Source organism: Micromonospora kangleipakensis (assembly GCF_004217615.1).
Lineage (GTDB): Bacteria > Actinomycetota > Actinomycetes > Mycobacteriales > Micromonosporaceae > Micromonospora > Micromonospora kangleipakensis.
On sequence record NZ_SHLD01000001.1, the window covers coordinates 1,956,489 to 1,969,574 of the forward strand.

At 74.7% G+C, this 13,086-nt stretch carries 13 protein-coding genes; 10 read left to right on the forward strand and 3 right to left on the reverse strand.

Annotated features, from left to right (window positions below):
• Nucleotides 1-39: 39 nt before the first annotated feature.
• Together EV384_RS09560 and EV384_RS09565 are read right to left on the reverse strand one after the other, a co-directional pair.
• The gene (locus EV384_RS09560; protein WP_130332107.1) at nt 40-1,248 is read right to left on the reverse strand and encodes an RNA polymerase sigma factor; all 1,209 of its coding nucleotides are present in this window, start codon (nt 1,246-1,248) and stop codon (nt 40-42) included.
• A gap of 5 nt (nt 1,249-1,253) precedes the next feature.
• Entirely contained in the window at nt 1,254-1,586 is a 333-nt protein-coding gene (locus EV384_RS09565; protein WP_130332108.1) for a YciI family protein, read from the reverse strand.
• An 83-nt stretch (nt 1,587-1,669) separates the two neighbouring features.
• On the opposite strand from EV384_RS09565, the gene EV384_RS09570 reads away from it, so the two are divergent.
• From EV384_RS09570 to EV384_RS09610, 10 genes are all read left to right on the forward strand, one after another.
• Nucleotides 1,670-1,942: a zinc-ribbon domain-containing protein gene (locus EV384_RS09570; RefSeq protein WP_242623993.1), complete on the forward strand. Its 273-nt coding sequence runs from the start codon at nt 1,670-1,672 to the stop codon at nt 1,940-1,942.
• A 2-nt stretch (nt 1,943-1,944) separates the two neighbouring features.
• Nucleotides 1,945-2,121 carry a hypothetical protein gene (locus tag EV384_RS34745; protein ID WP_165439899.1) on the forward strand — a complete coding sequence of 59 codons (177 nt, stop codon included), beginning with the start codon at nt 1,945-1,947 and terminating at the stop codon, nt 2,119-2,121.
• Between the two features lie 83 nt (nt 2,122-2,204).
• Nucleotides 2,205-3,608 (forward strand): MFS transporter, encoded by a 1,404-nt coding sequence (locus tag EV384_RS09575; RefSeq protein WP_130332110.1) that lies wholly within the window; start codon nt 2,205-2,207, stop codon nt 3,606-3,608.
• Nucleotides 3,605-4,693, forward strand: a complete 1,089-nt coding sequence (locus EV384_RS09580; protein WP_130332112.1) for a hypothetical protein — start codon at nt 3,605-3,607, stop codon at nt 4,691-4,693. Before EV384_RS09575 ends, EV384_RS09580 begins: the two co-directional genes overlap by 4 nt.
• Nucleotides 4,690-6,234, forward strand: a complete 1,545-nt coding sequence (locus tag EV384_RS09585; RefSeq protein WP_242623994.1) for a hypothetical protein — start codon at nt 4,690-4,692, stop codon at nt 6,232-6,234. Before EV384_RS09580 ends, EV384_RS09585 begins: the two co-directional genes overlap by 4 nt.
• A gap of 32 nt (nt 6,235-6,266) precedes the next feature.
• The gene (locus EV384_RS09590) at nt 6,267-6,905 is read left to right on the forward strand and encodes a class I SAM-dependent methyltransferase (protein WP_130332114.1); all 639 of its coding nucleotides are present in this window, start codon (nt 6,267-6,269) and stop codon (nt 6,903-6,905) included.
• A 262-nt stretch (nt 6,906-7,167) separates the two neighbouring features.
• The gene (locus tag EV384_RS09595) at nt 7,168-9,441 is read left to right on the forward strand and encodes a putative bifunctional diguanylate cyclase/phosphodiesterase (protein WP_207232272.1); all 2,274 of its coding nucleotides are present in this window, start codon (nt 7,168-7,170) and stop codon (nt 9,439-9,441) included.
• Nucleotides 9,442-9,578: 137 nt separating this feature from the next.
• A complete protein-coding gene (locus tag EV384_RS09600; RefSeq protein WP_130332116.1) occupies nt 9,579-10,217 on the forward strand; it encodes a hypothetical protein in 639 nt (212 codons plus the stop codon).
• 156 nt (nt 10,218-10,373) lie between these two features.
• The gene (locus EV384_RS09605; RefSeq protein WP_130332118.1) at nt 10,374-11,132 is read left to right on the forward strand and encodes a MerR family transcriptional regulator; all 759 of its coding nucleotides are present in this window, start codon (nt 10,374-10,376) and stop codon (nt 11,130-11,132) included.
• Between the two features lie 18 nt (nt 11,133-11,150).
• Nucleotides 11,151-11,474, forward strand: a complete 324-nt coding sequence (locus EV384_RS09610; RefSeq protein WP_207232273.1) for a putative quinol monooxygenase — start codon at nt 11,151-11,153, stop codon at nt 11,472-11,474.
• 54 nt (nt 11,475-11,528) lie between these two features.
• Here EV384_RS09610 and EV384_RS09615 read toward each other — a convergent pair whose 3' ends face one another.
• Nucleotides 11,529-13,052 carry a GntP family permease gene (locus tag EV384_RS09615; RefSeq protein WP_130332122.1) on the reverse strand — a complete coding sequence of 508 codons (1,524 nt, stop codon included), beginning with the start codon at nt 13,050-13,052 and terminating at the stop codon, nt 11,529-11,531.
• Between the last annotated feature and the right edge of the window lie 34 nt (nt 13,053-13,086).

Consider the following 13,086-nt stretch of genomic DNA (forward strand, 5'->3'; position numbering starts at 1 on the left):
GGTGCAGGACAGCGTCCCGCGGTGCCATGTCGCGGACGCTCAATCCGCCAGACCCGTGGCGCGCCGGAGCAACGCCCGTCGCTCCGCCGCAGAGCCCACCACATCGGCGGCGGCCCGGAACAGGGCGGCGGCGCGGACCGGGTCGCCGTGGCGGGCGGTCAGCTCGGCCTCCGCGGCCAGCGCCGGCGGGTAGCCGTCGAGCGCCCCGCCGGAACGGGCCTCGGCGACCAGGGACAGCCCGGCCGCCGGACCGTACGCGTACCCGTGGGCCACCGCGCGGTTGAGCCGGATCACCGGCGTGGGGCGGATCAGGGCCAGGTCGTCGTACCAGCGGGCGATGGCCGGCCAGTCGGTGTCGGCGGCGGTCGGCGCGGTGGCGTGGCAGGCGGCGATCCGGGCCTGGAGGGCGTACGGGCCGTGGCCGGCCCGGTCCAGCAGCGACCGGCCCTCGGCCACGGCGGCCCGGTCCCAGCGGGAGCGGTCCTGCTCGTCGAGGGTGAGCAGGTTGCCGTCGGCGTCGCGGCGGGCCGCCCGGCGGGAGTCGTGCAGCAGGAAGAGCGCGAGCAGCCCGGCCGCCTCGGGCTGCTCCGGCATCAGCCGGTCGAGCAGCCGGGCCAGCCGGATCGCCTCCGCGGCGAAGGCGGGCTCGCCGTCGGCGTCGTACCCCCGGGTGAAGAGCAGGTAGAGCACGGCCAGGACGCCCGGCAGCCGCTCGACCAGCGCGGGCCCGGTCGGCACCCGGTACGGGATGCCGGCCGTGGCGATCTTCGTCTTGGCCCGGGTGAGCCGCCGGGTCATGGTGGACTCGGTGACCAGGAAGGCGCGGGCGATGTCGGCGGTCGGCACCCCGGCCACGGTGCGCAGCGTCAACGCGACCCGCGCCTCCAGGGCCAGCGCCGGGTGGCAGCAGGTGAAGATGAGCCGCAGCCGGTCGTCCACCACGTCCCCCTCCGGCTCGGACGGCGCCGGCTCCGGGTCGGTGAGCCGGGCCAGCTCGCGCAGCTTGCGGCGTTCCACGCTGGCCCGGCGCAGCACGTCCAGGGCCCGGTTCCGGGCGGCCGTCATCAGCCAGCCGCCCGGATTGGCCGGTACGCCGTCGCGCGGCCAGCGCTCCAACGCCGTGGCCACCGCCTCCTGGGCGCAGTCCTCGGCGAGCGTCCAGTCACCGGTGACGCGGATCAGCGTCGCCACGATCCGCGGGTACGCCTCGGCGCCCGCGACGGCGACCGCGTCGGCCGCGTCGGTCACCGGCGTCAGTCCAGGTCCACGAGGGGCCGCAGCTCCAGCCGGCCGCTGTACGCCATCGGGTGGGCGCGGGCCACCTCGATCGCCTCGTCCAGGTCGGCGCACTCGAGCAGGTCGAAGCCCACGATCACCTCCTTCGTCTCGGCGAACGGGCCGTCGGAGAGGAGCAGCTCGCCGTCGCGTACCCGGACGGTGGTGGCCGCCGACGCGGGCCCCAGCGCGCTGCCCATGAGCCGCTGGCCCCGGCCGTCCCGCTCGGCCACCCACTCCTCGATGTCCGGGGCGGCGGTCGGGTCGGCGTCCGGCTCGGTGTCGGTGCAGACAAACATCAGGTACTTCATCGGTTCGCTCCTCCGTGTCGTGGTTGCAGCAGCCTGACGAACGGCACGCCCGGATCCGGACACCTGCCTACCAGAATTTTTTCGTGGGTGATTTTCCGGGCCCGACTGGGTACTGCCGGGCGATGTTCTTCATCTTCGGGCTCCGTACCAAGGTCGACCGGTCCGGTGTCGTCACCCGGGTCTGCCGCAACTGCGGCAACCAGGCCGCGCAGGTGATCACCCGCCGGTCCACCAGGTTCACCCTCTTCTTCGTCCCGCTGATCCCGGTGCGCACCCGGTACACCCAGCAGTGCACCTTCTGCGGCGCCGAGTACGACATCGCCCGGGCCGAGGCGCAGCGCCTCCCGGTCGGCTGACCATGGCCGCCTTCCTCTGCTGGCTGATCGGCCGGCAGCCGGTCGTCCCGGCCACCGCCCCGGTGCACACCGTCTCCCGGCCGCCGTGCACGCCCGGCCGCCGGCACCGCCGCCGCAGCCGACCCTCGGCCGGCGCCGAGTCACCCCGCTCGCCCTGGAACCGCTCCGCCGGCCGCTGACCGGCCGGTGATCCTCCACCCCGTACGGACCCCGTCCCGCCTGCGCGATCTACGCTGGCGCCGCCGTCCGAACGGGGAGAATCGTGCGCAATCACCCGGCCGTCGTGCTGGTGGCCGTCCTGCTGTCCACCGTCGCGCTCCCGGTCTCGCTGACCGGCGCGTCCGTCGCGCTGCCAGACATCGGCCGCGACCTGCACGCCGGCCTGGCCGGCGTCCAGTGGGTGGTGAACGGCTACAACGCCACGTTCGCCAGCTTCATGCTCGCCACCGGCGCGCTGGCCGACCTGTTCGGCCGCCGCCGGGTCTACGCCCTCGGCGTCGCGGTCTTCGCCGCCGGCGGGCTGCTCGCCGCGGTCGCCGACAGCATCCTGCTGCTAGACGTCGCCCGCGCCCTCGCCGGCGTCGGCGCGGCCGCCGCGGCGACCAGCGCCTCCGCGCTGCTCGCCGGGGCGTTCCAGGGACGTGCCCAGGCTCGCGCGTTCGGCCTCTTCGGTACGGCGATCGGCGTCGGCCTCGCCTTCGGCCCGTCGATCGCGGGACTGCTCATCGAGGGCTTCGGCTGGCGGGCGGTCTTCGCCGCCCCGGCGCTGGCCGCCTGCGCCGTCCTCGCCCTGGTGCCGCTGCTGCCGGAGTCCCGCCAGCCGCACCCGGGACGGGTCGACTGGGCGGGCACCGTCTCGTTCACCGCCGCGCTGCTGCTGCTCATCTTCGGTTTCGTGCAGGGTCCCGCGTACGGCTGGGCGGCCCCGGTCATCGTCGGGGCGTTCGCCGCCGCGGCGGCGCTGCTGGTCGTCTTCGTCCGGGTGGAACGCCGTCGCGCCGAGCCGATGTTCGACCTGGCCCTGCTGGCGAGCCCCCGGTTCCTCGGCATCTGCCTGGCGGCGGCCACCATCGTCGCGGTGCTGGTGCCGCTGCTGGTCTACCTGCCGTCGTACCTGACCACGGTGGTCGGGCTCAGCCCCGGCGCGGCGGGCGCGACGCTGATCCTGCTGACCGCGCCCACCCTGGTGCTGCCGCTGCTCAGCGGGGCGCTGACCCGGCTGGTCCCGGCCACCGCGGTCACCGTCGTCTCGGTGGTGGTGGTCGCCGGCGGCGCGGCCTGGGCCACCGTGCTCCGGCCCGACGCGGACACGGCGACGCTGGCCGGGCCGCTGCTGACCATCGGCGTCGGGGTGGGGCTCTCCATCGGGCTGCTCGACGCGATCGCGATCGGCAGCGTCGCGCCGGGCCGCGCGGCGACCGGCGCCGGGATGATCAACACGGCCCGGTTGACCAGTGAGACCATCGCCATCGCCGTGGTGGGGGCGGTGCTGGCGAGCACCACCGCTGGCCGGCTCGCCGACCCGGGCTTCACCGGCGGCCTGCGTACGGTGCTCTGGTCGCTGGCGGGGCTGGCCGTCGCGGCCGCGGTGGCCACCGCGGTGCTGGTCCGCCGCGGCGCGCTCCCGGCCGTACCGGCGGAGAGCGCCTATCCTGGCGGATCATGACGAGCAGCGCGCGGCGACTGGCCGAGATCCGCGGCGGGGTGCCGCCCCGCCGGCACAACGCCCGGACCGTCGCCGCGCTGACCGGCAACCCGGGCTGCACCCGCCGGGCGGTGCTGGACAGCGCGGGGGTGGACAAGCCGAAGCTGGCTGAGCGGATCGGCTTCCCGGCCCGGTTCGGCCAGTCCCGCTTCGCCATCACCCGGGGCAACGCGTTCGAGGCGCAGGTCAAGGCCGACGGCGGGGCGGAGCTGCTGCGGCTGGTCGCCGAGCGGTTGGGCGTGCCGGTGCCGGCGGAGGCGAGCTGGACGGACCTCGGCGGCGCCGACGACCTGCCGGACCGGCACGAGCGGTCCCGGGCGGCGCTGACCGACCCGGGCGAGGGCGCGGCGCTCTTCGACCATCCGCTGCTCGGTCTCGACGTCGCCGGCCAGCGGGTGCACCTGGAACCGGACCTGGTCGCCGCCCGGCTCGCCGGCCGGTTCCACGTCGTGGAGGTCAAGTCCTTCCCGGTGGTTGACGGGCAGGCCGACCCGGCGAAGGTCTCCGCCGCCGCCGTCCAGTCCGCCGTCTACGTGCTGGCGCTGCGCGAGCTGCTCGCCGCCGAGGGGCACGGCCCGGAGCTGGTGTCGCACGAGGTGGTGCTGGTCTGCCCGCGCGACTTCGGCAACCGGCCGGTGGCCAGCCTGCTCGACGTTCGCAAGCAACTGCTGGCGCTGCGCCGCCAGCTCGACCGGATGGCCCGGATCGAGGCCCTGCTCGCCGACGTGCCGGCGGAGTTCACCGCCGACCTGGACGCCGACCCGGGCACGCTGGTCGCCGCGCTGTCCCGGGTGGAGGCCCGCTATGCGCCGGAGTGCCTGGCCGCCTGCGAGCTGGCGTACTTCTGTCGGCACGAGGCGCGCGGGCACACCTCGGCGCTGGGCCGCCCGGTCCGCGAGGCGCTGGGCGGGATCGTTGAGGTCGCCGAGGTGCTGGCGCTGGCGGCCGGCGAGCGGGCCCCCGACCCCGAGCAGGGGGAGGCCGCCGCGCTGCTGCGCGCCGCCGCCCGCCTGCGCGCCGACGCCCTCACGGGAGGCCCCGCATGAGTACGCTGCGCGCGCTGGCGAAGGCGCAGGCCCTCGCCGCCGGGGTGGCCCAGCCGGTGGCCACCGTCCGGCACCTGCACCTGTCGGAACGCCCGCTGGTGCTGGTGCCGCTGGCCATGGCGGGCGAGGCGAACGCCCCCCTGGCGGCCCTGGTCGGCGCGGCCCCGGACGAGGCGCGGCTGCTGATCGTGCCGCAACCCCGCAACCGCCAGCAGCGGTTCGCGTTCGCCGCCGAGCTGGCCGGCGTCGTGCTGCCGTACCTGGACTCGTTCCGGAGCGTCACCGAGGCGGTGCCCACCGACCGGGGCCGGGACGTCCGCCACCGGTACGTCGACGCGCCGCAGCTGCTGGTGCCGAACCCGGCCGGGGTCACCTTCCTGCGACTGTTCGGCCGCTCCACCCGGTTCCGGCGGCCGGACGGCGACTACCCGGTGCACCCGTCGGTGCCGCTGCTCGGCCGCTGGCTGACCTTTTTCGCCGAGCGGGCCGAGTACCCCGGCTCGGCGGCGCTGCTGGCGATGACCGAGGCGCTGACCCTGCACTGGGCGACCGGGCAGAGCGCGGTGGAGGACCTGCACCTGCCGGCACTGCTCGGCTGGATCGACCCGCCGGCCGGGCTGACCGGCGCCGCGGCGGCCGCCCGGGCCGAGGATCCGACGGTCTGCCCGCCGGCCGGCCCCGCCACCGACCCGGACTTCGACAACCGGCGGCTGGCCCCGGCGATCGCCGCGTACGCCGACGCCGAGGCGGACCCGGTCGCCCGCGCGGCGGCGTACGCGGAGTTGGAGCGCCTGCTGCGCGACCAGCTCGCGCCCACCTGGGAGCTGATGTGGCGCGGCGTGGGGCTGCTGCGCGCCCTGCCGCCGGGGGCCCGGGTGGCCGGCCGGTGGGACGGCGACAAGGACGCCTTCACCGGCTACGCCGAGCACGTCGACGCCGGGGGCGGCCCGCAGCCGCGCCGCGACGGCGCGGTGGCCGCCGCCGTGCGCCTGCACCGGCTGGAGCGGGTGCTGACCTCGTACGCCGTGCAGCGCGCCTACGACGATCCGCTGGTGATGGCCGAGCACCGGCTGACCGGGGAGGCGTTCGTCGGCGACGTGGCCCTGGCCGACCCGAAGCGGGTGGACGACACCGGAAAGCGGCCGGTGCTGCGCCCCCGGATCCAGCTGGTCACCACCGAGTCGGTGCTGGTGCCGGTCGGCGCGACGCTGTGGTCGCCGGCCCGCCCCGCGCAGAAGGCCCGGGTGGTCTTCGTGACCCCGGGCGCGGACGGCAAGACCGAGGTGGTGCTGGAGCTCTCCGGCGGGATGGGCCGGGGGTTGACGGCGCCGCCGGGCACCGTGCCGGAGGTGGGGGAACGGCTCTGCTTCACCACCCTGTCGGACGCCTTCCTGCCGGCGGGGAACTTCCCCCCGCCGGAGGAGACCCCGTGGACGCACGGCGGCCCGCCGGCCGCCGCGCCCGCCGCTGACGGCCCGGCAGCCGAGGCCAAGGGCGGCTCCGGCAGCGGCGACGGCGACCCGGCGGAGGAGTGGGCCTGAGTCCGCCGTGGAGGCGGTGCCATGCTGACCCGATGAACCGTGACCACGACCGGGTGCGGCGCAGCTACGACACGGTGGCCGAGGAGTACCGGTCGCGGCTCGCCGACGAGCTGGCGGGCAAGCCGTTGGACCGGGCGCTGCTGGCGGCGCTGGTCGAGGAGGCCGGGCCGGGCGCGGTCGTCGCCGACCTGGGCTGCGGGCCCGGGCACGTCACGGCCTGGCTCGCCGGGTCCGGTGTCCGGGCGGTGGGGATCGACCTGTCGCCGGAGATGGTGGCGGTGGCCCGGCGCGCGTTCCCGGCGGCGGAGTTCCGCGAGGGTGACCTGCTGCGGCTGCCCGCCGCCGACGGCGAGTTCGGCGCGGCGGTGGCGCTCTACTCGGTCATCCACCTCGACCCGGGGGAGCTGCGCCCGGCCTGCGTGGAGCTGCGGCGGGTGCTGCGCCCCGGCGCCCCGCTGCTGGTCGCGGTCCACCTCGGCACCGAGGTCCGGCACCTGGACGAGTGGTGGGGCCACCGGGTGGACGTGGACTTCCACTTCTTCGCGGCCGAGACGGTGGTGGCGGCGCTGACCGACGCGGGCCTCGCGGTCGAGGCGCGGCTGGAGCGGGTCGCGTACCCGCAGGAGGTGGCGACCCGCCGCCTCTACGTCCTGGCCCGTCACGCACGGTAGCCGCACCGAGTTATCTTCCTGCGGCCGGTCAGGAGAGACCGGCCAGCGCCGCGCGCCCCGGTACCGCGTGCTGGTCGCCCTCTATCGGCAGGGCGACAGCGCGTCACCGTCCTGATCGGGCGGGTGACGGTTGCCGATCGGCTCTGGCGGCGGCATCGGGCGGTGACTACGCTTGCGCCGTTCGCCGTCCGTGACCGGTCCTCATCGTCGAGGGTGCACGTCTGAGAGAGAGCCGGAGCGAATAGTTGTGCTGCCGCAGGACGTGAGCCGCGCCGTCGTGGCCCGTCCCACGCTGTCCGGCCGCGTCGGTCTCGTCGCGGCCGCGGTCGTCGTACTCGGGGAAGCCTGCTGGCTGCTGGCCGGGCTGCCCGGTGCGGCCCTCGCCAGCGACCTGGGAGCGGTGGCCGTCGCGGCCTGGGCGGCGGTCGCCTGCGTCGGCGTGGCCCGCCGGCACCCGGTGGCGCTGCGCCGGTTCTGGACCCTGCTCGCGGTCACCATGGCGCTCGCCGCGCTCGGCCGGGTGCTGTGGATGGTGCAGCGGCTCAACGGGCACCAGCTGCCGCACAACCCGCTGATCGGTGGCATCTTCACCGCCGGCATCATCACCGGCACCGCTGCGCTGCTCTGCTCCCTGGCCGCCCCGCACAGCCTGATCGGGCAGGCCCGGACCCTGCTCGACGGGGTGATCGTCGGGCTGGCCCTGATCCCGATCGGCTGGGTGGTGGTGTTCCGCGACGTCGCCGCCGCCGACCTCGCCGACCCGCTGCGCACCTTCGGCCTGCTCTACCCGATGTTCGACCTGATGCAGCTGACCATCCTGGTCGCGGTCGCCGGGCCGTCCCGGCCGATGTGGCGGCCGTTGACCGTGATCGGGGCGAGCCTGGCCATCCGGGCCGCCGCCGACACGGCCTACGTCTCGCTCGTCGCGCACGGCAGCTACACGCCCGGTCACCCGATCGACCTGTGCTGGCCGCTGAGCTACCTGCTGATCGGCGCCGCCACCACGTGCCCGCCGCCCACCGGCAGTGGCGGCGGTGAGGAGACCGCCGAGTCGCCGCTGCCGCCCTGGTGGCGGGTGGCACTGCCGTACCTGCCGGTCGGCGGGGCGATCGTCGCGGTGGGGCTCGCCCGCCGGCCCACCGGGCAGACCCCGCATCTGATCTTCCTCGGCATGATGGCACTGCTCGGCGTGCTGGCGCTACGCCAGGGGCTGGCCGCCAACGAGAACCTGCGGCTGGTGGCCCGGCTGCGCCGGCTCGCCTACTCCGACCAGCTCACCGACCTGCCCAACCGGCTGACCTTCAACCGGCGGCTGCGCCGCGCCCTGCGCGACGACGCGCCGGTCGCCGTGCTGCTGCTCGACCTGGACGGGTTCAAGCAGGTCAACGACCGCTTCGGGCACGTCACCGGCGACCGGCTGCTGACCAGCATCGCCGAGCGGATGCGGGACGCCACCGGCGCCGACGGGATGATCGCCCGGCTCGGCGGCGACGAGTTCGCGGTGCTGGTCCACGGCGACCGGCCGGTGCCGCCGGAGCGGCTCGCCGAGCGGCTGCTCACCGCCCTGGAGCCGCTGCCCGGCGAGGAGGACCTCGGCCTCAACCCGTCGGCGAGCATCGGCATCGCCGAGTACGGGCCGCAGCACACCTCCCACACCGACCTGCTCCGCGACGCCGACATCGCCATGTACGCGGCCAAGGCGGCCGGCAAGTCCGCGTACCGGACGTGCACCCCGGCGCTGCGCGAGTCGGCGGTGACCCGCGCGGAGCTGATCGCCGACCTGCGCCGCGCCGTCGACGAGGGGCAGCTCCACCTGGAGTACCAGCCCATCGTCGACCTGGCCACCGGCGCGGTACGCAGCGTCGAGGCGCTGATCCGCTGGCGGCACCCCCGGCTCGGGCTGCTGGCCCCGGCCCGCTTCCTGCCGCTGGCCGAGGAGACCGGGCTGATCCTGCCGGTCGACCGCTGGGTGATCCACGAGGCGTGCCGGGCCGCGGCGGCCTGGCGGGAACGCGCACCCCAGGTGACCGTCGCGGTGAACATCGCCGCCGCGCACCTGCGCCGGCCCGACCTGATCGCCACGGTCACCGCCGCCACCGCCGGCGCCGGCCTGCCGCCGCGCGCGCTCACCCTGGAGCTCACCGAGTCGGCGCTGATCGAGGGGAGCGACGCGGTGCTGGACCGGCTGCGCCAGCTCCGCGAGCTGGGCATCCGGATCGCCATCGACGACTTCGGCACCGGCTACTCCTCGCTGAGCTACCTGCACCGGATCCCGGCCACCGAGCTGAAGGTCGACCGGTCCTTCGTGGCCCGGCTCGGCACCGAGGACCCCCGGGCGTACGCCACGGTGGACATGGTCAACCGGCTCGCCGCCGCGTTCGACCTGGCCGTGGTGGCCGAAGGGGTGGAGACCGACGCGCAGCACGCGGCGGTCACCGCGATCGGCTGCGTGCACGGCCAGGGCTGGCGGTACGGCCGCCCGGCCGCCCTGCCAGAACTGCTGACCACGCTGACCCCGGTCGACGTCGTCCGCTGACCCCGGCAACCCGGCCCGCCCGAGGCAGGTCGAAGGTCCCGGGCCGGACAGGGGGTTCGGCCCTGCTCCGGGCACCCCGCCGACCGCCACGATGGGACGGTCACCGAGAAGCGCCACCATCCTTTCAGGAGCCCCCCATGAAGCGACGGACGTTGGATCTGCTGTTCAGCATCGGCGGGCTGGGCCTTGCGGTCCTGCTGCTCGTCGTGGGCATCGTCCTGACGACGAACGCCAACTTCGCCAACACCTACGTGCACGACCAGCTCGGCGCCCAGCACATCAGCTTCAAGCCGGCCGACACCCTCACCGACGAGGAGAAGAAGTCCGACTGCCTGCGCGAGTACGCCGGTCAGCAGCTCACCACCGGCAAGCAGGCCGAGTGCTACGCGAACGAGTTCATCGGCCTGCACCTGAAGTCGATCGGCGGCGGCAAGACGTACGCCGACCTGGGCGGCCCGCAGACCGCGCTGAGGGAGCAGGTGGCCCAGGCCGAGCAGACCAAGGCCGCGAACCTGGCCGACCTGCAGAAGCAGCTCGCCGACGTCACCGCGCAGCGGGAGACGGTCTTCAAGGGCGAGACGCTGCGCGGTCTGCTGCTCACCTCGTACGGCTTCAGTGAGTTCGGCCGCAAGGCCGGCCAGGGCGCCCTGGCCATGTACCTCGGCGCGGCGCTGCTCCTGCTGCTGTCGCTCGCCGGCCTGCTGCACGCCTTCCGGACCCCGGCCAGTGAGACGTTCGCCGCCCCCGAGCAGGCCCGGGACCGCGTCACCACCTGACCCGATCAGCCGCACCCGCCGCCCCCGGCCTCCCACCCGCTTCGGGAGACCGGGGGCGGCCGTGTTCCCGCACACGTCCGTCGGCCCGGTCCCAGAATTGGGGTTGACCCTCACGTAACGGCAGGCGGGAGCCTTGGTCGCGGAAGGGAGGGAACCATGGCGTACACGGTGGGTCAGGTGGCGAAGCTGGCCGGGGTGACGGTGCGGACGCTGCACCACTACGACGAGATCGGCCTGCTCTCGCCGAGCGGGCGCACCTCGGCCGGCTACCGCCGCTACGACGACGCGGACCTGGAGCGGTTGCAGGTCGTCCGCTACTACCGGGAGCTGGGGTTCCCGTTGGACGAGATCGCCGCGATCCTCGACGACCCGGATGCGGACCCGGCGGCGCACCTGCGCCGGCAGCACGAGCTGCTCACCGGGCAGATCGGGAAGCTTCAGGACATGGTGGCGGCGATCGAGCTCGCGATGGAGGCGAGAAGGATGGGGATTCAACTGACGCCGGAGGAGCGGTTCGAGGTCTTCGGGGACTTCGACCCGGACGCGCACGCCGAGGAGGCGGAGCAGCGGTGGGGCGGCACCGAGGCGTACCGGGAGTCGACCCGGCGCACCGCCGGCTACTCGAAGGAGGACTGGCTGCGCAACAAGGCCGAGAACGAGGAGTGGGGGCGGCGTGTCGCCGCGGTCATGGACTCGGGCGCGCCGGCCGACAGTCCGGCGGCGATGGAGCTGGCCGAGGAGCACCGGCAGCTGATCAGCCGCTGGTTCTACGAGTGCTCGTACGAGATCCACACCGGGCTGGCCGACATGTACGTGGCGGACCCGCGGTTCACCGCGTACTTCGAGAAGATCCGGCCGGGGCTGGCCGAGTACCTGAGCGAGGCCATCCACGCCAACGCGATCAGCCGGGCCTGACGCTGCCGAGCTGCGACCATGGGCGCTGAGGTGTCCGCTCAGCCCGGGAGGTCCACAGTGCTCATCGTCGCCGGCAGTCTCTATGTCGACCCGGACGGCCGGGACGCCTACCTGGCCTCCTGTGTGGAAGCGGTCCGGCAGGCGCGCTCCGCCCCGGGCTGCATCGACTTCGCGGTCAGCGCGGACCTGGTCGAGCCGGGCCGGATCAACGTCTACGAGCGGTGGGAGACCGACGAGCAGTTGCTCGACTTCCGTGGCTCCGGCCCGTCTGAGGAGCAGACGGTGGCGATCCTCGGCGCCGAGGTGCACCGGTACCGCGTCTCCGGCGTCGAGGCCCCCTGAGTTGCCGGGCGTCCGGCCCTGGCGGCGGCCACCACCGCCAGGGCCGGAGAGCCGCTACAGAATCAGGTCGAGCAGCAGGACGCCGACGAACCCGACCACCGAGATGATCGTCTCCATCACCGACCAGCTCTTGATGGTCTGCCCGACCGTCAGCCCGAAGTACTCCTTGACCAGCCAGAATCCGGCGTCGTTGACGTGCGAGAAGAACAGCGATCCACAGCCGATGGCCAGCGCCAGCAGCGCCACCTCCGGTCCCTGGAGCGTGGCGGCCAACGGCGCGACGATGCCGGCGGCCGTGATGGTGGCGACGGTGGCCGAGCCGGTGGCGACCCGGATGCCGACCGCGACCAGCCAGCCCAGCAGCAGCGGGGAGAGGTTGGCGTCCTTGGCCGCGTCGGCGACCAGGTTGCCCACGCCCGCGTCGACCAGCACCTGCTTGAAGCCGCCGCCGGCGGCGACGATCAGCAGGATGCCGGCGATCGGCGGCAGCGACCCGCCGAGGAAGCCCGAGACCTGGGAGCGGCTGAAACCGGTCCGGTAGCCGAGGAAGATCATCGCGAAGATGACGCCGGCCAGCAGGGCGACGATCGGGGTTCCGATGATGTCCAGCGTCTTGCGTCCCGCGGTGCCCTTGTCGAGGGTCAGCTCGCCGATCGCGCGCAGCAGCATCAGCGCCACCGGCAGCAGGACCGTGACGACCGCGGCCCACAGGGCGGGTGCCCGGCGCGCGCGTACCCGCTCGGTGGCGGCCTCGTCGATGAGCTCGCCGGGGTGGCCGGTGCCGGGGTTGATGAGGTCGTCCTCGGCGACCAGGTCCCCATCGGCGTCGACCGGGCCGCGGCCGGTGGCCGCGGGCCCCCGCCGGCCGGCCGGGGTCAGCGGTCGTCGGGTGGGCAGCAGCGCCTCCGGCGCGGTGGCGGGCACGTAGCGGGCGATGAAGTTGCCGAAGACCGGACCGGCGATGATCACCGTCGGAATGGCCACCAGGAGGCCCAGCGCGAGGGTCTGGCCGAGGTTGGCGCCGAGGGCGTCGATCGCGACCAGCGGGCCCGGGTGCGGCGGCACCAGGCCGTGCAGCACCGACAGGCCGGCCAGCGCCGGGATGCCGATCTTCATCAGCGGTACGTCGGTCCGCCGGGACACCAGCAGCACGATCGGCACCAGCAGCACCACGCCGACCTCGAAGAAGAGCGGCAGCCCGATCAGGGCGGCCACCCCGGCCATCGCCCAGGGCAGGGCCGTGCCGGAGACCCGGCTGACCACCCGTTCGACGATGCTGTCCGCCCCGCCGGACTCGGCGAGCAGGCCGCCGATCATCGCGCCCAGGGCGATCAGCAGGCCGACCCCGCCCACGGTGGAGCCGACCCCGCCGCTGAACGAGGTGATGATCTTGTCGGCTGACACGCCGGCGACCACGCCGAGCACGGCCGCGCCCAGGATGAGCGACAGGAACGGGTGCACCTTGCCCCAGGCGATGAGCAGCACCACCGCGGCGATGCCCAGCAGGGCCGCGATGATCAGTTGGGTGTTCCCGGCGTCGGTGAGCGGTTCCGCCGGTGCGGCGAGCAATGTGACCACGGTTATCACGACCTTCGGTAGTCGTCCGTGCCGG